15 protein-coding genes are annotated in these 20145 nt (G+C 51.2%); all 15 read left to right on the forward strand.

What is annotated here, in order from left to right; genetic code table 11:
• Positions 1-6: 6 nt before the first annotated feature.
• The 15 genes from ACFQRK_RS11460 (at position 7) to ACFQRK_RS11530 (ending at position 20119) form a co-directional block, all read left to right on the forward strand.
• Entirely contained in the window at positions 7-1347 is a 1341-nt protein-coding gene (locus ACFQRK_RS11460) for an alpha/beta hydrolase family protein (RefSeq protein ID WP_379006704.1), read from the forward strand.
• Positions 1348-1366: 19 nt separating this feature from the next.
• On the forward strand, positions 1367-2536 hold the full coding sequence (locus tag ACFQRK_RS11465) for an SGNH/GDSL hydrolase family protein (protein ID WP_379006706.1): 1170 nt from the start codon (positions 1367-1369) through the stop codon (positions 2534-2536).
• A 114-nt stretch (positions 2537-2650) separates the two neighbouring features.
• On the forward strand, positions 2651-3547 hold the full coding sequence (locus ACFQRK_RS11470; protein WP_379006708.1) for an alpha/beta hydrolase: 897 nt from the start codon (positions 2651-2653) through the stop codon (positions 3545-3547).
• 135 nt (positions 3548-3682) lie between these two features.
• Positions 3683-4069: a RidA family protein gene (locus ACFQRK_RS11475; RefSeq protein WP_379006709.1), complete on the forward strand. Its 387-nt coding sequence runs from the start codon at positions 3683-3685 to the stop codon at positions 4067-4069.
• Positions 4070-4075: 6 nt separating this feature from the next.
• Complete coding sequence (locus ACFQRK_RS11480; protein WP_379006711.1) at positions 4076-5065, forward strand: 3-hydroxyacyl-CoA dehydrogenase family protein; 990 nt, start codon at positions 4076-4078, stop codon at positions 5063-5065.
• A gap of 5 nt (positions 5066-5070) precedes the next feature.
• Positions 5071-6378 (forward strand): aspartate aminotransferase family protein, encoded by a 1308-nt coding sequence (locus ACFQRK_RS11485; RefSeq protein ID WP_379006712.1) that lies wholly within the window; start codon positions 5071-5073, stop codon positions 6376-6378.
• A 6-nt stretch (positions 6379-6384) separates the two neighbouring features.
• A complete protein-coding gene (locus ACFQRK_RS11490; protein ID WP_379006713.1) occupies positions 6385-7266 on the forward strand; it encodes a 3-hydroxyacyl-CoA dehydrogenase NAD-binding domain-containing protein in 882 nt (293 codons plus the stop codon).
• Between the two features lie 72 nt (positions 7267-7338).
• Positions 7339-8421 carry a dipeptidase gene (locus ACFQRK_RS11495; RefSeq protein ID WP_379006715.1) on the forward strand — a complete coding sequence of 361 codons (1083 nt, stop codon included), beginning with the start codon at positions 7339-7341 and terminating at the stop codon, positions 8419-8421.
• A gap of 7 nt (positions 8422-8428) precedes the next feature.
• Complete coding sequence (locus ACFQRK_RS11500) at positions 8429-9790, forward strand: hypothetical protein (protein WP_379006716.1); 1362 nt, start codon at positions 8429-8431, stop codon at positions 9788-9790.
• Between the two features lie 13 nt (positions 9791-9803).
• Positions 9804-10913, forward strand: coding sequence for a D-TA family PLP-dependent enzyme (locus ACFQRK_RS11505; RefSeq protein WP_379006718.1), 1110 nt, complete (start codon positions 9804-9806; stop codon positions 10911-10913).
• 41 nt (positions 10914-10954) lie between these two features.
• Positions 10955-11971: a glycoside hydrolase family 43 protein gene (locus ACFQRK_RS11510; protein ID WP_379006720.1), complete on the forward strand. Its 1017-nt coding sequence runs from the start codon at positions 10955-10957 to the stop codon at positions 11969-11971.
• 348 nt (positions 11972-12319) lie between these two features.
• Positions 12320-15646, forward strand: a complete 3327-nt coding sequence (locus tag ACFQRK_RS11515) for a SusC/RagA family TonB-linked outer membrane protein (protein ID WP_379006721.1) — start codon at positions 12320-12322, stop codon at positions 15644-15646.
• A 44-nt stretch (positions 15647-15690) separates the two neighbouring features.
• Positions 15691-17172, forward strand: coding sequence for a RagB/SusD family nutrient uptake outer membrane protein (locus tag ACFQRK_RS11520; RefSeq protein ID WP_379006723.1), 1482 nt, complete (start codon positions 15691-15693; stop codon positions 17170-17172).
• Positions 17156-19318, forward strand: coding sequence for an exo-alpha-sialidase (locus ACFQRK_RS11525; RefSeq protein ID WP_379006726.1), 2163 nt, complete (start codon positions 17156-17158; stop codon positions 19316-19318). Before ACFQRK_RS11520 ends, ACFQRK_RS11525 begins: the two co-directional genes overlap by 17 nt.
• A gap of 21 nt (positions 19319-19339) precedes the next feature.
• Positions 19340-20119: an SDR family oxidoreductase gene (locus tag ACFQRK_RS11530; protein ID WP_379006728.1), complete on the forward strand. Its 780-nt coding sequence runs from the start codon at positions 19340-19342 to the stop codon at positions 20117-20119.
• Positions 20120-20145 lie beyond the last annotated feature (26 nt).

Below are 20145 nucleotides of genomic sequence, written 5' to 3' on the forward strand. Positions count from 1 at the left end.
ATCGAAATGGTGAAAACAACCTGGATCCGAAGCGTTTTTGTCAGTACGCTGTTTGCGTTGTCCTTGCTGACGCTTTCGTGGCAAGTCGAACGGATGCCTCACATGACGGCATCACCGATTTTGCCAGTCGGAAAGCAGGCGATCGAAAATGGCACGGTTTACCGGGTGGTTGTGAAAAATCCCGACACCGCCGACTATGCGGTGTATCACATTTTCATTCCCAAGGGGCTAGACACGGTTCGCGGAGTGTTTGTCCACCAGCATGGATGCGGTATGGAAGGGCGTGGCGAGTCTACGGCATACGATGTCCAGTATCAGGCGTTTGCAAAGAAATGGGGGTTGGCGATTGTGGGGCCTGATTTATATTACCGATCGGGTTGTATGGAATGGCGGGATCCAGCGTCAGGTTCAGGTCCGTCGCTGATGCGTGCCCTGGAGGAAGTGGGTACGGTATCGACCCACCCGGAATTGAAGGAGGCTCCTTGGCTTTTATGGGGCCATTCCGGCGGCGGATATTGGACGCTGGGGATGATGAAAGATTATCCGGACCGGATACTGGCTGCGTTTTGTTATTCCCCCGCCTTTGATCCGGCATGGGATTACCCGGAGGCCGCGTTAAGAATCCCGTTAATGATCCGTCACGCGGGAGCCGGAGATGCCAATGCGTCCGGTGTGCGCTGTTGGCAAACGGCGGTAAATACCTTCCAAAAGTTGAGGGCGGAAGGGGGACTGGTTAGTATTGCCTATACACCCTATCAAAACCACAACTACAGTTTTGTAAGGTACATGGCCATTCCATTTTACGAATCGGTACTGTCCAAACGCCTTCCCACAAGGACTCAGGTTTCCTTTGAGCACATGAAAGATCTGGATAAAACCGCGGGGTGGCTGGGGGATATACGGTCATTGAATACGTACGCCTACAGCAAATATCCCGAAGATCGATCCGCAGGGTCGTGGTTGCCCGATTCGGCGATCGCGGCGAAATGGAAAGAATTTGTCATTACCGGTACCGTGATCGATCGCACATCACCGCCCGCACCCTACGGACTTACGAAAACACGGCGTCATAATATGGCCGTTGAATTGACCTGGCACGGAGATGCCGATGTTGAATCGGGTATCAAACAATTTTGTATTTACGACGGGGATCGACTCATTGCGCGGTTTCCTGAACAGGGAGTATACCAACGTTTCGACACCAATGGCGACGATGCGATTCCAATGCCGGCATTGCCGATGAGAACCGTGGTTGCTTTGCCGGAGGGTGCCGACTCCAGCCTCAGCATCAGTGCAATCAATCATTTTGATCTCGAATCGCCGCGAGTGGCATTTCCAACTAAGTGAATTTGTAAACTTATGAATTATGAAATATACGTTGTTGTTATCTGCGTGGTTTAGTATCGTAGCTTCCCTCTATGGTAAAGACCCTACACCTGTATTGTACAACCGGATAATTTCCGGGACCGGAGACTACCCGGAGTTGTTAACTGAAGGTACAGGCGCACAGTTCACGGAAGACGGATTGCGCATGACGAAGAATGGCAGCCTGGTTAGACTCAACCAGTATTACGCATTGGCCGAGCGATTGATCCGATATCATGTGCGGTTTTCGGCAGATGCCGTAGGTATATTTCAAAGCGATCAAGGCGATTTCAAAGCCATGGTGGATGTCCGCCGCCAGCGCATCTCCATCGGTACTGATCCCATTAGTGAAGGGAAGGTGGATTTTTTGGACCCAACCCACGAATACCTCGTCGAAGTGCATCGGAACTACCAAACCTCCACGCTGCGAATCGTCGATTTATTTACAGGTGAACAAGCGAGCGTTGAGGCGACGCTGAATGGTACCGGCGGCGTAGGGGCAGGGGCGGAAGGTACAGGTTTTTTTGTGGGGCTTCAACATGATTACTATTGTTTCGGATTGGCGGAAGGAACCGAAATGCGGGTCAAGCAGATTTGTGTGCTGGCTAAGGAAACGGATTTGACCTTGCTGATCTATGGCGATTCCATCACCGAACCGGAAGGGTATTTTCCGACGGTGGATTTTCCGCAATCGTGGACGCAGCTGATCATGAAAAATGTGTCGGGAAATGCAATGGCAAGCGGCCGTGGCGGAACCACCATCCATGAGCTGCTCGGACGCATAAAAAACGAACTTCCTTATGTGCAGGCTAAGTATGTGATGATAACCATCGGTACCAATGGTGGAAATACGGAAGAAAACCTAAGTGAGCTGGTGGAGTACGTCCGCTCACAAGGTTCCATTCCGATATTGAACAATATTCCCTGCAACGAAAGCGGCACGCAGATTCCGGTAAATGAAATGATTGAAAAAATACGTCAGAAATACGGGATCAAGGGGTGCAGGTTTGATCTGGCCACTTCATTGGCTCACGATGGCCAGGTAGTGGATAAAACGACGATGTATTTTGAGGACTATGATTGGGGTAAAATTTACCATCACCCCAATGTGAACGGCTCTTTGCGGATGTATACCCGTACGTTGATCGACGTGCCGGAAATCTATGAATAGTACGGCTCCCAAAGTTCGGCAGTCACGCTTCGCTTGTCTGGCGATGCTGCTTGTTTGTTTAATAAATCCTTGTACTTTAGCAGATGGTCTCACTTCATGCTAGCTTTTAAAATCATGCGACTTTGTTTGGCTCTGTTTCTCGTGATTACCTACTGCCAAGCGCAGCAGCGTATCCCTCTATATGACGGCACGGTGCCTAACGCCAGACCGGCAGCTGACCGGGAGCGCGAGGAAGCGAATGCGCTGGTTGATACGTTGACCTTCCACGTTTCCGAACCCAGCTTAACCGTTTTTTTGCCCCCGCCCGGAAAGGCCAACGGTACGGCCGTGATCATTTGCCCGGGTGGCGGATATCATGTATTGTTGACAAAGCGGGAAGGGTCGGATGTTGCCCGCACGTTTAACGAGCTTGGTGTTGCTGCCTTTGTACTTCGATACCGTTTACCGGATGACGAAATCATGGTTGATAAATCCATCGGCCCGCTGCAAGATGCACAGCAAGCGATCCGGCTGGTGCGGGAAAACGCCAGCGTTTGGGGAATCGATCCCGCGAAAATCGGAATCATGGGATTTTCGGCAGGTGGGCACCTGGCAGCTACGGCGGGAACGCATTTCAAAAAAGATTACGTGCCCAATCCGCAGAAGACCAGTCTCCGTCCGGATTTTATGCTGTTAATCAACCCAGTGATCAGTATGACCGATGCGGTTGGTCATACGGGTTCCCGCGGCAACCTGCTGGGCAACACACCCTCCGTTAAGCAGATCGGCTTTTTTTCAAATGAATTGCAGGTTGACTCACTGACCCCGCCAACTTTTCTTGTCCATTCGGATGCAGATGTCGTCGTGTCTGTCGAAAACAGCGTGCTTTTTTATGAGGCGCTCCGTAAGCATCGTGTCACTGCCGGACTGCACATTTACGCTACCGGAGAACACGGCTTTTTAACGGCTCCGGCATTTGATGAATGGTTTGGCCGGTGCGTTTACTGGATGAAAGAACTGACTTTGTTATAGCCGTAAAGGAACGTATTCCGTGCATACGGGGGTTGAAAAATAATATTACAAATCCACATAAATGTAATAGACCTCCAAACGCGATCGACCTACCTTTGTTTACAAGTAATTACTAGCTATAAAAACGTAGTGAATATGAGTAAACAAAAAATTGTACATCCGGATCGGGCCGCGGACTTTGTAACGGGGGCTTATTCCGATGGGGTTATTGCGGGAGGTTTTCTTTTTGTGAGCGGCCAGGCTTCTGTTGACTTCAAGACTTCCAGATTTGTATTGGGTTCTATTGAGGAAGAAACCCAACGCACGCTCGACAATATTCAATCCATTCTGACCGCAGCCGGAATTTCGCTGGACGACGTGGTAAAAACCACGGTACACCTCAAAGATATTGCTGAATTTGACCGCTTCAACGCGGTATATGCTACCTATTTCACGGGCGTACGGCCTGCGCGTACAACCGTGCAATCGGTATTGGCGGAGGGTATCCGTGTGGAGATTGATTGCATCGCGAAGCTGCCGTAGAAACGTATGGACAACGGACAAATCAAACCCATACAGATCGGTGTGGTGGGATTGGGGCTGATGGGAAGCAGTATCGTCGTATCGTTATTGGCCTCCGGATATCCGGTAACTGCCCTTGCTCCGGTACCGGGCGAAAAGGATAAGGCGGCCAAGCATATCGGCGATTTGCTACGCCACGCGGATTCGGCGGGTGTTTTGCCGCGCGGTATCCCACCGTGCATCGATGCGCTGAAATTGGTCGAAGCATACGGGCAACTAGCGGACTGCAGGGTTGTGTTGGAATGTGTCGTAGAGGATCCGGAAATAAAAAGAAGGGTTTACGAACAGATAGCGGCTTCGGTGGATCGCAGCGCGATTATCGCTTCCAATACATCGGCTATACCGATCAGCCAATTACAGCAATTGGTGCCGCATCCCGAACGCTTCCTCGGAATCCATTGGGCAGAACCCGCTTACATGACGCGTTTCTTGGAGGTGACATGCGGGAGCGATACGGATCTGCGGATTGCAGAATACGTCGTGTCCCTGGGGTTCAAATGGGGTAAAGAGCCTACACTGCTCAAGAAAGATATCCGCGGATTCATCACGAATCGGTTGATGTATGCCGTTTACCGCGAAGCACTGTCGTTGGTAGAAGCCGGGCATACGACGTTAGCGGACGCCGACAAAGCGCTTCGCTACGATGCAGGATCGTGGATTACCTTGATGGGAATCTTCAGGCGAATGGCTTTCGTGGGCATGGAGGATTCCATAAACACCTGTAAGCAGCTATTTGGTCAACTCAGCAATCGGGAAGATGTCCCTGAGATCATGCGGCAGTTGGTAGCTAGTGAAGCGAAAGGGATACATAACCGGTCGGGACTATATACCTATACCGAGGAAAGCGCAAAAAAATGGGAAACGGCTTTTGGACAATTCAATCAAGAGATTTATGAACTGGCCTCGCGGTATAACGAAGCGCTTTTTCCCCTGAAAAGAGAAGAACAAATACCATAAAAAGCATGGCGATAGATCGTTACCAAGCGTCGGCCCGGTTGTTGGACCGGGCGAAACAAGTGTTGGCAAGTGGGGTTTCCTCCGAATTCCGGAAGTACAATCATCCGCATGCTATTTTTTATACACATGGCCGTGGAAGCCGTATTTATGACGTGGATGGCAATGAATACCTCGATTTCACCCTGAGCCAAGGGCCGTTGATCGTGGGCCATTCCCACCCCTCGGTACTGGATGCGATACAGGCGTATTCGGAACAGGGGCAATTATTTGCAGGGCAGCATCTGAAAGAAATCGAGCTTGCTGAAAAACTTTGTGAACTCATCCCATCGGCCCAGTTGATGCGCTTCTGCCTGGACGGATCGGAAGCGGTACAGACGGCTTTTCGCGTAGCCCGCGCTAAAACCGGGAGGCCGAAATTCCTGCGGTTTGAAGGCCATTATCACGGTTGGCTGGACAACGTCGCGTGGGGAATCAGTACGCCATCTGCGGAGGCGTTGGGCAGCCGTGAACATCCGCAGGCCTACCCTTGGTCGGGGGGCTTATCGGCTCACAGCCGGGAGGAGTTTATCATCCTTCCCTGGAACGACATCGAGTTGGTACGCCAGACGGTGGCACAACACCATGCGGAATTAGCGGCAATCATCACCGAACCGGTCATGTGCAACAATGGCTGCATCCCGCCGGAGGCAGGGTTTTTGGAAGGGTTGCGTGAAATTTGTGATGCGTACGGCATGGCGTTGATTTTTGACGAGGTGATCACCGGATTCCGGCTTGGCCTTGGCGGTGCACAGCGGTATTTCGGGATTACCCCGGATCTGTCCATTTTTGCAAAAGCGATTGCCAGCGGATATCCGATCAGTGCCATTGTAGGAAAACGGGAGTGGATGGAAGAAATCGAAACGGCCCGCGTGATCCATGCCGGTACCATGAATGCTGGTAACCCGACGGTGGCCGCCGCGTTGGCTACGATTCAGGTGTTGGAGCAGGACCCCCTTACATACGACCGCATGTTCCGGTTGGGAAGGAAACTGATGAACGGGCTGCAGGAAGCGGCACAGAAAGCAGACCGACCCCTTTTGGTGCAGGGAATGGGGCCGATGTTCAATACCGCCTTTACCTCGTTGACGCGGGTGCGCGATTACCGGGATACGCTTTCGAACGACAAAGCCCTGTTAAATGCGTTCATCGCGGGGCTGCACGATCGGGGCGTCCGTGTGATCGGCAGGGGGTTGTGGTATATCAGTGCAGTGCATACCGAGGAAGAGATTGATCAGGCCATCGCGGTGGCCACGGAAGTGTTAGCGTCCTTATAACGAACGATGACCCGAATTATGGAAGAAACGAACGTATCACTCCCCCCCATAGCAATCGTCGGCGATGGAAAGCTTGCTTACAGCGTCGCTGCTATGATGTTGCGCGCCAATCAAGAAACCACTTTGTTGACCTCGGATGTAGCGGCCGCTTACTCAGCGGTGAAGGAAGCGGTATCCGATAACGTGGAACAACTGATTTTACCGAGCGTTTGGCCTGCCGTTTTACCCCATCGGTGGATCGTCATCGTTACGGATGAACGCATCGATACAAAACAGCGACTCATCCGGCGATTGGACGAGTGCGCTAGTGCAGATGCCCTGATTGCCATCAATACCGAGAGCATCCCTTTGGCGGAATTGCAAACTTCCAGTCGGCACCCTGAGCGGGTGTTGGGATTGAATTGGTGTTACCCCGCTGATCTGACTTTCTTTCTGGAAATCATAAGCAATGAAAAGACCCATCCCGATCACCTACGTGCACTGCAGGCAATAGCAACCGAGGGATGGCATAAAGATCCCTATACCGTAAAATCTGGATTCAGCGTGCGTGCGCGGATGATGGCCGCTTGGGCGAGGGAGGCGTTTTATCTGGTGGAGAATGGCTACGCTTCCATGGAAAGCATCGACCGCGCCTGCCGAAATGATGCCGGATATTACCTGCCCTTTGCCGGCAATTTCCGATACATGGACCTCATGGGTACCTATGCGTACGGTGTGGTGATGAAAGACCTGAACCCCGAGCTTTCGAAAGCCACCCAAGTGCCGGATTCCGTGATTGCTAACTTACAAGGGTATGCCACTGACCAGCCGGACGATTGGGAAAAAATAGTTCGTACATTTAGTGCGGAAATCCGGGAATTGATTTTAAAATACCCACATGAAACCTGACGTGTCAGCGCCGCATAAAAGGCGATGAAAATTCAGGTTCCATGAGGCCATTGAAAAACAAAATTCTTTCGAATGAACCGATTGATCATTGATGCCCATCTGGACCTGGCGATGAACGCCCTGGAATGGAACCGGGATCTATCCCGCCCATTGGATGAAATACGCCGAGGGGAATTGAACCTGCGGGACCGGCCGGATCGCGGAAAGGGGACAGTCTGTCTGCCCGAACTGCGCAAAGGTAAGGTAGGCTTGGTGGTTGCTACACAGTTGGCGCGGGTCAGTCCATCCCGCTATACGCCTACTACCTGGAACTCTCCGCAACAAGCATGGGCTATGACCCAGGCGCAGCTCAGCTGGTACCGGGAGATGGAAGCCCTGGGAGAGATGGTACAGATTGTGGATCCGGACGGACTGGAAAAGCATATCGACTTATGGAATAACAACCAATTGGCAGATGAAGAAAAGCCCATTGGGTATATCCTCAGTCTGGAAGGTGCCGATTCGTTGGTGAATATTGATTACCTGTATCGGGCATACGACTATGGTTTGCGGGCAATGGGCTTGTCGCATTTCGGCCCGGGTCGGTATGCGGACGGTACGAAGACCGCGGGGCGGATCCATCCGCAGGGACTGGCGTTAATGAAGGTGATGGGCGAGTTAAATCTGATTTTGGATATCACTCACCTTACGGATGAAGGGTTTGACCAAGCCGTTGATGTATACGAGGGCCCGATATGGGCCAGCCATCACAATGTGCGTAAACTCGTTCCTAACCAGCGGCAGCTCACTGATGAGCAGATCAAAAAGCTGATCCGAAGAGGCGCTGTCATTGGCGGAATGTTGGATTGCTGGGCAATGGATATACGGTTTATCGATACCGTATCGGACCCGTGGCAACTGGATATCCGGCTTGAGCAGTTGGTAGATCATTGGGATCACATCTGCCAACTTGCCGGTAACAGTCACCACATTGGCATCGGAAGCGACCTGGATGGTATCTTTGGTACCGAACAAAGCCCCTGGGACATGAATTCGATAGCCGATTTACAAAAATTTGAAGCCATGTTGCAAAGGCGCGGATACAGTGAGATGGATATCGATCATATTTTTCATGGCAATTGGCTTCGGTTTTTACGGAATGCGTGGAAGAAATAAATAGACTATGCAAGATTATTCATTTAAAGCCGGCACGGCACAGGTGGACATTACACCACCATTGGGGACCGTGATCAACGGTGAATTTACGAGTCGCTATGCGAATCATATCGCCGATCCGCTTTATGCCAAAGCCATGGTTATGCAGGACGATTCGACCACGTTGCTCATCCTGGTCGTCGACATCTGTGTCATGCAACGGGATTTTCTGGACGAGGTAAAAGCCATGATTTTAGCAAAAACGGGCATCCCGAAGGAAAATCAGTTGATCTCAAGTACACATACCCATTCAGCTGGTTCGGTTGCCGATTTGTTGATGGGGCATGTGGACTGGGGCTACCGGAAGAAGTTGCCTGCATGGCTTGTGGAGGCTGCCTTGAAAGCGCAGCAACGGCTGGTTCCTGCACAAATTGCCTATGGTTGGTTCGACGAGCCCCGGCATATGGTATGCAGGCGTTATCGCATGAAGGCCGGCTACCGACCGTTTAACCCCGTAAGTGGAGGCGTGGATGCGATAAAAACCAATCCTTTCGGCGATGAAGGCGATATTGTAGAGCGTACATCCAAACCGGATACGGAACTGCGGTACTTAGCCGTAAAAGGAACCAACGATCAATGGATCGGCTTACTTGCCAATTATTCGTTGCATTACGTGGGCGACTGCGAGCGAGGTACGATCAGCGCGGATTATTTCGGATGGTTTGCAAACGAACTGACCGAATTATTGGGAGCGGGGCCCGGTTTCGTAGGCATGATGAGCAACGGAACCAGCGGTGAAGTGAATATCTGGGATTTCTTGGAACCGGATCGTTACCCGGCGGGAAACCACGCGAAAAGCCGGGTGATCGGCAAAGAACTTGCCGAGGGCGTCGCGGCTTCGCTAGCGGGTGTGACCTGGGAGGCGCAACCCTTATTAGGGAGCCGCTATGATGAGGTAACGGTGGGGTTACGTAAACCAACGCCGGCCGAATTGGAGTCCGCGAAAGAACTGGTGAGACAAACGGACTACGAAAACATCCATTTCGACCAACAGGGATACCGACAGGTATATGCGCGGGAACAGGTGTTGCTGGCTGAATACCCCGACCAAAAACAGGTGCCGGTACAAGCATTCCGGATCGGATCAGGTGTGATCGGTGCGCTTCCGGGTGAATTTTTCGCCGAAACCGGTTTGAATATCAAGGCGGGACGACCCGATAAAAAATATTTTACGATTTGCCTGGCCAATGATTACGTGGGCTATGTGCCGCCAGTCCATGAGTTGGAACAGGGCGGCTACGAATGCTGGCGCTGCCGATCAAGTCATTTAGCGGAAAATTCCGAAGAACTTCTTAAAAATAGTCTGGAGGCACAAATCAATAGTCTTTAAACCACATTATTCTATGCAACCCCTTGATACTTGGTACCGGATCCGCAACGAATCCGACGTCGATTCTCCCGCATTGCTCGTGTTCCCGGATCGTATTCAACAGAACATCGTCCTTCTGAAAAGCATGATTGACGATCCCAGGCGTTTGCGGCCGCATGTGAAGACGCATAAAACCAAGGAGTTAACCCGCCTCCAGCTGGAAGCCGGAATTTCGCGGTTTAAGTGTGCGACCGTGGCTGAGGCGGTAATGCTGGGTGAATGCGAGGCCCCCGATGTACTAATGGCATACCCGCTGTATGGTCCGAAGCTATCCCGCTTTGTGTCGTTGACGAAAAGGTTCCCAAAGACCAATTTTTCAGCAATTGTAGACCATCCCGATGCTGCACGTGCACTGGCGGACGCGGCAATGCAAGCAGGGGTGATCATTGATGTTTTTGTAGACCTGAATATCGGTATGGGCCGTACCGGTATCCAGCCGGGAGCAGCGGCGATGGCCTTGTATCAACAATGTGGGCAGTCGGAGGGGTTGGCTATTCAGGGTTTCCACGCATACGACGGTCAGGTGCATGAACGGGATATCGAAAAGCGGAAGGTAATCTGTACGCAAAATTTTGAACAGGTCAAGCGCATGGCAGAGCAGGTACAAGCAGCGGGTTTTGCCAAGCCGCGCATTGTTATTGGAGGCTCACCGTCGTTTCCAATTTATGCAACCTATCCCGATGTGGAGTGCAGTCCGGGAACCTTCATTTTATGGGATAAAGGATATGCAGATGGTCTGCCTGATCAGCCGTTTCTTCCCGCGGCGGTGCTGTTGACGCGAATTGTGTCCATGCCCGCAGCGAACCGGCTGTGCGTGGACTTAGGCCACAAAGCGGTCGCAGCCGAAAACCCCTTGGAACGACGGGTATATTTCCTTAATGCCCCGGATCTAAAGCCGATCAGCCAAAGCGAGGAACACCTGGTATTGGAAGCGCCGGTCGGACACGCCTGGAAAACAGGCGATGTGCTCTATGGATTGCCGCAGCATATTTGCCCCACCGTCGCGTTATATGATAGTCTCACGGTTGTCGAGCATGGGGCCTACGCGGGACGCTGGACAGTAGCGAGCCGGAACCGATCATAGATAGTTAGGTGATTTGTAACAATTGTTGTTATTTTTGAGCCATGCGAAAGAACGGGCACCTACTTCAATTGGTTATTTTCACAGCGTTTTTTCTTTTGGGTGCGCAGTACATAACAGCGCAGGAAAAAACTTCAAAAATACACATAAGGGATCTGCACGTACGTGATCCGTATATCGTGGCCGATCAACCGAGTCGGTCGTACTTCCTTTATAAATCAGCGCCGGTCAAAGATAAACAAGGGGCCGATGCGAGCGGGGTGGTTGCTTACCGAAGTAAAGATCTGGAATATTGGGAGGGACCGTACGTGGTCTATGCAACGCCGCAGGACAATTGGATCAAAGGCGCCATATGGGCGCCTGAAGTGCACGCGTATCAAGGTAAATACTATCTGTTTGCCACCCTTAATTCGGATATCGAATGGAAACTGCAGCGGAAAGATTTTCCGAAGTACACCTTCCGGGGTACGCAGATATTTTACGCAGATAATCCGATGGGACCATTCTTGCCGTTTGAAGGGAAGTTGCCACATACCCCGATGGATCGCATGGCATTGGACGGTACGTTGTGGATCGAAAATGGAACTCCCTATATGATTTACTGCCACGAGTGGGTGCAGATCGAAGATGGGACGATGGAACTGGTGCAACTGGAGCCGGATCTTTCCAAAACAGTGGGATCGTCGTTAACGCTTTTTCATGCATCAAGCGCCCCGTGGTCTACCGGAGATCAACATCCGGACGGTACGCTCACGTATGTTACGGATGGCTGTTTCCTTCATCGGACCAAGACCGGTAAGCTGCTGATGATCTGGTCGAGCTTCAAAGAAGGCAGTTACGCGATTGGTATTGCAGAATCTACAACCGGAAAGGTGACCGGGCCCTGGAGGCAACAAGAAAACCCATTGTTCGACCAGCACGGTGGGCACGGTATGCTGTTCAAGACGTTCGATGGCCGGCTTATGCTCACCTTTCATCAGCCCAATTCGCCGGGCGGCAAGGAGCGTGCGCAGATCTATGAGGTAATCGACACGGGCGATACGTTGGTTTTGAAGGATTAATCCCTTTCGGTACGTATTCGATCTTCTTCTCCCAACCCTAACTTACGAACGCCTAGCCTTTACGCCAGTTGGTATAACCAGTTGGTATAAACTGTTATTGTACTATTTTTTAGGATCAATGGTATAATTTTTCACGTTCGATTTCAATACGAAATATTGTACTACTAATGTAAAGAAAAATAGTAGGCAGCCGCAGATCACCTACCTATCTTTGGAATACCAAATAACCAATTATGCATATTGAATGAGAGGGATACGTATGGGAATTTGCCTGCGCTCAATCAGCGGGCAAACGCAGGAATATGCGAACAAAGTAGTTAAGTTAAAGGCTAACATTAATCAGTAGTTATGAAGATGAATTCTATCAAAACGTACGGAGGCGAGCGCCATGGAAGGGGATACGCCCTTTGGTGGAAAGCGCCGGGCTTAGTGTGTTTTATGGTAGCAATGCTGCTATCTTTCGTGCACGTACAAGCTCAGACCACCACGCTACGTGGACGCGTCACCAACAGCGCGGGCGAACCCTTGTCGGGTGTAAGTGTCAACTTGAAATCGGGAACCGCCGCCACCTCGACGAATGACCGCGGTGTTTACGAGATTCAGCTACCGTCCGACGACGGGGTATTGGTATTTTCCTACGTAGGGATGGCCACGCAGGAAATCCCCGTCAATGGAAAGCGTACGATCGATGTGGTCCTTGAAGAAGGTGGACAAAATTTGGATGAAGTCGTTGTCGTGGGATATGGCAGACAGTCGCGCGAAACACTGACGACCGCAATTTCGAAAGTAGATAGCAAGGTGTTGGAGAACGTTCCTTATGCCAATGCAGCGGCAGCATTGCAAGGGTCTGTGTCGGGTGTCCGGGTGCAAAGCACATCGGGTCAACCAGGTGCTGCACCCCGTGTCATTGTCCGTGGGGGAACCTCGATAAATAATCCGAACGGTGCGGCCCCGTTGTACATCATCGACGGCATTGTCAGGACGGATATGAATAACATCAACCCCTACGACATTGAAAGCATGCAAGTGTTGAAGGATGCCTCTTCCACGGCAATTTACGGAGCGAGGGGATCCAACGGGGTTGTTATTATTACGACCAAATCCGGAAAATCCGGTGGCGCGCAAGTAAGCTATTCGTACGATCACACGGTGTCGCGGGTCGGAAAAATGTATGATTTGGTTAGCGCCCGGGAATATTTGGAGCTTAATAGGGGCAGTGCGGTGAATGAGCCCGATAAAACCAAAGACGGTGCGGTGCAGCGGCTGGGATTACCTATGGGGTATGGCATAGGCAACGATCTAACCAATAGTACGGCGTTCACGACCCAATATTTAACGCCGGAGAATGAATATAAACTTAGCCAAGGGTGGCAAAGCATGCCGGATCCGGCAGATCCATCGAAAACGCTGATTTTCCAAGACAACGATTTTCAGGCGCTTACCTACCAAACCGGCATTTCAAAAAATCACCACTTATCGGTTTCGGGCGGTGGGGAGCGCGCAAATTTCCACGCTGCCGCTGGCTACCTGGATAACGAGGGTACCGTTATTACCACTGGCTACCGGCGTTATAACGTAGATCTGAACGGCCAGCTGGAAGTAAACAATAAACTGACGGTTTTCGGACGGGTGAATTTCTCGAACGCCAGTCAGAAAAATTCCTCCTTTGGAACCGACGTGACCTTTTATCGGTCGGCCGGACTGGCCCCAACCGCCAAAGTGTATTTTGAAGACGGATCGCTGGCTCCGGGGACCAATTCTGCTATTGGTAACCCGTTATACCATATGAATACCTTGGTAGATAAGAATTCCGTAGACAATCTGACCATTGCCTTAGGCGGGAAATGGCAAATTGCACCCGGATTGACATTTGATCCGCAATTGTCGATGTTCAGCGTCAATAACGATGGATATACGTTCCAACCGGCTTTCTGGAATGGCCCCGCGTCTTATGTGACCACACGCAACGCTACCGCTGCGAACTCGCGCTGGCGTCAATACCAGGCCGATGCCGTTTTTTCGTATGTGAAAAGCTTTCAAAGTTCACACAATTTGGAAGCTAAAGCGGGATTCTCTTACTATGCGCGCCAAAATTCCAGATTACGCGCTTACGGCCGCGGTGCTTCCACCGATTTGATTCCCACATTGAATGCAGCGGGAGAACCTACTGCCATCAGTAGCTTCATATCTGATCAGGTGATTGTCGGGTATTTCGGCCGTGTTAATTATGACTACAATCAGAAGTACCTTTTGTCGGTAAATGCCCGTTACGACGGTGCATCCAATCTGGGTCTGAACTACCGATGGGGTATTTTCCCGGGTGTTTCCTTGGGATGGAACCTGCATAAAGAAGACTTTTGGGCGGCGGTGCCAGACGTCATTTCCCGATTCAAGTTGCGGGGAAGTTATGGGGTAAACGGAAATATCAGTGGATTGTCGGCAAGTTTGAACATGTCGCCTGCCCCGCCGTCGGAAAGCGTAAATGGAAACATCAATGAACTGTCGGATTTTCTAGCGCAGGGCGCTTACAGCGTAGGAGCGCGGTACAATGGCAACGCGGCCATTCAGAATTCGGTGTTACCGAACCCGGATCTGAAGTGGGAACAATCCAAAACGTATGACATAGGCGCTGATTTGGGGCTCTGGAACGATCGTGTCGGAATACTTTTTGATTATTTTATTCGGCGAACGGATAACCTGATTACAAATCTCTCTTTGCCATTATCAACCGGTTTCTCCAGCATATTGACGAATTTGGGCAGTTTACAAAACAAGGGCGTCGAATTCGAGGTGTCGGCGAACGTATTGCCGGCTACGTCGGCCTGGCAGTGGGACCTTTCCTTCAATGCATCGAAAGTGACCAATAAAATTCTTAGGCTCCCGGATAATGGCGTGGAAAATAATCGGGTTGGCGGGGATTATGTATGGGACGAGGGACAACAGGATTATGTATGGAAAGGCGGTTTGCAGGAGGGAGGGACGGTAGGTGACCTATATACGCTTAAGCAGATAGGTATTTACCGGACGGATGAAGAAGCTGCGAATGCGCCCGTATATACGTATATTGTTGGCGCGGATAAGACCCAATTCGGAGGGGATGTGAAGTGGTTGGATAGCGACGGGAACGGCGTGATTGACAGCCGCGATCAGGTGTATATCGGGAATACGTATCCGAAATGGACGGGAGGTTTCAGCAACAGCTTGTCCTACAAAGGCGTAGGCCTGTATTTGCGGATGGATTATACCACCGGCCATACGATTTTCAATTACGGTAAGCTGTTCTTAGACATGAACGGGTATTCCGACGGCACATTCACCAAGGATAAATACGAAAACTCTTGGAAACAGCCAGGCGATGAGGCAACGCAATCGCGGTACTATTGGGGCGGGGAACGTACGCAACGGAATAACTTTTTCGGGGTAACTGACCGCGGAAATTCCATCTTTTACCAACGGGGAGATTTTCTGTGTGTGAGAGAGGTGACGCTAAGTTATACATTCCCCCAAGCGCTGGTGAACCGGATCAAATTGGCAGGGCTGCGGATAAACGCCACAGGCAATAACCTGTACTATTTCACGAAGTACGATGGGCTGAATCCGGAAGAGGGAGGACGTGACAACGGCCGTTATCCTATGCCGAGGAATTTCATATTCAGTGCCAATATCACGTTCTAGCTGATAAATTCAATGAAGTATTTACTAGAAAAATAGACATAGTGATGAAGAGATTAATATATGTTGCAGGAGCCATTTCGATTTTAGGCATCACCTCCTGTTCAAAATCGCTGGACGTAGATCCAACCAGCGTCATTACGACCGGCTCTTTTTGGAAATCGGAAGATGATGCCCGCGGTGCGCTTTATGGCATGTATGTGGATTTCAGGGCGACCTCGGAAGCGATTTTTATGACCGGCGACCAACGCAGTGAGATCTATGAAGGGGGCGTTTATGGGGGAGGGACCTATACCCTGCATACCAATTCGATGACGCCCGATGTTCCCGGCCATCCCAATTGGTCCGGATATTATAAAACGATTAACAGCGCGAATCTAATTCTGAAATATGTTTCGCAGATCAAGTTTGCTTCGACGGCGGAACAAAATCAAATACTGGCGGAAGCCTATGCGGTGCGGGCGTTTCTTTATTTCACCATGTCAAAGACATGGGGCGATCTGATTATCCGGACCGAACCGATTGAGAGTGCCGATCCGGCTGTGACCATCAAAGAACGTTCGCCCAAAGCGGAGGTTTTTACACTCATCAAAAGTGACATCGAGCAAGCATTGCAACTGTTTCCGGATAATGGTTTTCGGGACCAACGCGGGGCGTGGTCAAAAGCCGGGGTAAATGCGCTGAAAGCGGATGTTTTTCTGTGGACCGCAAAAACGATGGGCGGAGGGGAGGCCGATCTCCAAACGGCACTTGCTGCATGTGAAGCCGTGCGTACCGCCGATGTCGGACTGCTGACGTCTTTCGCCGATATATTTAAGTACAACAATAAAGGCAACCGTGAGGTGATCACAAGCATCCGGTTCAATGACCTGGAAGGCGGTAATTATTTCTGGCATATGTGGATCATCGGTTCCGCAGTGCCCTCCAATATCAGTGAGGAGGCAAAAGCGCTCCTGTTGCCGGTTGGGGGTGGGCAAGGGCTTATGGTGGCCACAAAGCTTGTCCGGGATCAGTTTGCCGAAGACGACGCGAGAAGAGCGGCCTCGTTTTTTGAAATATATACTTACGATGGAAATGGGGACAGCACGTATTATACGAACGTATCCCTGAAAGGATCGGGCGTTATTGTCGGCGGCAACCGGGTCTTTTCAAGTGATGTCATCTTGTATCGGTATGCCGACGTGCTGTTGATGCAAGCTGAGGCTAAGAACGCGTTGGGACAGGACCCCTCGGATGAAATTAACGAGGTGAGGAAACGCGCGTACGGGGCTGCCTTTGAGAACCACCGGTTTATCAGTGGAAGCCGGGAATCCAATGACGAAGCGATCCTCAAGGAGCGATTACTGGAATTGATGTATGAAGGTAAGCGTTGGTGGGACCTGTTGCGCTTTGACAAGGCGTTTGAATTGGTTCCCACCTTACAGGCACAGTCGGGAAAGGACTATCTCAAGTTGTTTCCGATCGCCAACTCGGTACTGAGCGTTGAGCCAAAGGTTCGACAAAATCCAGGTTATGAAACTACAGATTAATGATATGAAGAAGCTTAGCAGGTTAAAGACACTTTTGATTGGATGGGTCGTTCTCTTGGGTGTAGGAGGCGCATTCGCGCAGACGGAAATCAAGGTTACGAAAATTTGGGACAAAGCCAAGCATAACGCCTTTCCTGATTTGTATTTTTTCAATGGGTATTACTATTGTACCTTTCGGGAGGGAACGAGTCACGTCGACCAGAACAACGATGGTCAGGTGCGTATTATCCGATCGAAAGATTTAAAAAACTGGGAAACCGTTGCAAAATACGCATTAAAGGGTATCGACGTCAGAGAAGCCAGGTTGTCGTCCATGCCGGATGGACGGATGCTCGTGACGATTGCTGCCGGCGTATGGAAAAACGGCTACGAATCTTTGCGCCCGTATGTGTCGTTTTCTAACCCCTCAGGCACCGATTTTACGCCGCTCGAGTTGGCTCAGGTGGATCCGGCCATACCGGAGGGGCTTGATTGGATCTGGCGGGTCACGTGGAACGACGGCGTCGGATACGGAGTTTTATATAAATTTCCGCTCGACCGGAACAGCGCGCCGTGGGAGGCTTACCTGGTTTCAACCCGGGATGGCAAGCACTACAAGAAGGTGTCACAGATCCCCATTGACGGAAATCCCAATGAGAGCACCATCCGGTTTGATGCGCAGGGGAAAATGTATGTGATGATCCGGCGCGAAGCTGGCGACAAGATGGGAACGCTGGCTACCAGCGCGTATCCCTATACCAAATGGTCTTTCTCGCCGCTGAAATGGCGATTGGGCGGGCCCAATTTCTTGTTCTTAACGAACGATGAGCTGATCATGGGCTCGCGGTTACATACGGGTCAAACCGCGCAGACAGCCCTTTTTGTGACGGACCTTTCGGGCAACGTAAAAAAGACCATCCCGCTACCGAGCAATGGAGATTCCAGTTATCCCGGAATGGTTATCCGGGACGGGTCGTTGCATGTGGCCTATTATTCCAGCCACGAGGGAAAAAGCTCGATCTATCTCACCGAAATTCCCCTTGCCGATTTGAAAGCCAAGCAACCGAGCGAGCAGGTCGGCCCCGGCGTACGTAAGGTTAAAGATGTGGTTATCTACCAGGATTCCCTATTTTACAGCACGTTCCCATCGGTGGTAAAGAAACCCGACGGCGAATTGCTGGTGGCTTTCCGGCGCGCCCCGAACCGGAGGATGTATGGCGAGCAAAACAACAACCACGTAGACCACAACAGTTACCTGGTTGGCGTACGTTCCACAGACGGAGAGACCTGGACACCGGATCCGGATTTGATTTATGCGCATCCATTTGGCGGATCGCAGGATCCGTGCCTGCTTCAACTCAAGGACGGGACCCTGCTTTGTGCAAGTTACGGATGGACAACCGTGAGGGGTGATGCCAACGTAAAGCAACCGTATTTTGAGTCGGGTGGATTTATCTTCTTAGGTGGATACCTGGTACGATCTACCGATGGCGGTAAAACCTGGGAAGGGCCTTACTATCCACCTCATATTGCGCAAGAGCGGCATTATAATGTATTTAACGAACCGGTGCCCGCCTATAATCGGGGGGCCTTGTATGAGGCGAAAGATGGGCGTATCTTGTGGATCGTTGCGGCACATGACAGTGTGAAGAAAACATCCAATTACCTGTTGGTATCGAAGGACAAGGGGCTGACCTGGGAATATTCGGGAGTGGTGGCAAAAGACCCCACCGTTTCCTTCAACGAAGCGTCTGTCATCGAAACACCCAAGGGAGACATTGTGGGTTTTCTGCGCACAGCCGGGTTTGATGACCAAGCCGTAATCGCCCGGTCGACCGACGGCGGGAAAACCTTCCATTGGCAATCGATGCGGTTTCAGGGGCACCCATTGAATGCGTTGCAATTACCCGATGGCCGCGTTTTGGTGACCTATGGATATCGGCATAAACCCTTTGGTATACGGGCACGCATATTGAACGCCGAGTGTACCGATTGGGACACGGCGAAGGAGATCGTGTTGCGGACCGATGGCGGAAACGGCGATCTGGGTTATACCTGGCCGGTACAATTGGATAAAAACCGCGTGCTGGTGGTGTATTATTTCAATAAAGAAAATGGGTTACGGCATATCGCCGGGACCATCATCGAAATTGACGCGGACAAATAACCGCTTCTGGATCCATACGGTATGAGTGAATTATTTAGTTTAAGCGGCAGATCGGTTTGGGTACTGGGCGGAGCCGGCTATTTAGGCAGTGCAGTGGTCGCGCTATTGAGCGAAATGGGCGCGCGGGTGTTGTGCATCGATCTGGCGGATCGGGCACAAGCCTTTGTCGATGCGCACGCATTGGAAGAAAATGTAGTGCCCGTCAGCCTGGATGCAACGGACCTGGATGCGGTGTCTTCATTTGTGGCGAAGGAAATCACGTCCAAGGGTTGTCCGGACGGATTGGTGAACTTAACCTATGCTTCCACGAGCAAGGCATTCGAAGACCTTACCGCCGACGAGTTCGATGACGCCAACCGCGGCGGCATCACGGCGGTCTTCCACATCAGTCGATTGGTCGGGCAGGCAATGGCCGACCAGCGCAAAGGGAGCATCGTATTGTGCTCCAGTATGTACGGCGTGGTCGTGCCTTATCCGTCGGTCTATGAAAAACCGATGAATAAAAACCCGATTGAATATGGGGTGGGCAAGGCCGCTATACGGCATATGGCTAAATACATGGCGGTTCATTGGGCCGAACATCAGGTACGGTGCAACGTGATCGCGCCGGGGCCATTCCCCAATCCTACGGTCCAAAGCCAGCACCCTGATTTTGTTGAGCGTCTCGAAGCCCGTGTTCCGATGAAGCGGATCGGACAGCCCACGGAGATTGCTGGAACGGTTGCGTTTCTCTTGTCGGATGCGGCTTCGTACATCACGGGCCAGACAATTGTCGTTGACGGAGGCTGGACATGCTGGTGAAGATCCTGCCTTTTTCGTGGGTGTTT

It is taken from the genome of Parapedobacter sp. GCM10030251 (assembly GCF_042666505.1).
In the GTDB taxonomy this organism is placed as follows: domain Bacteria; phylum Bacteroidota; class Bacteroidia; order Sphingobacteriales; family Sphingobacteriaceae; genus Parapedobacter.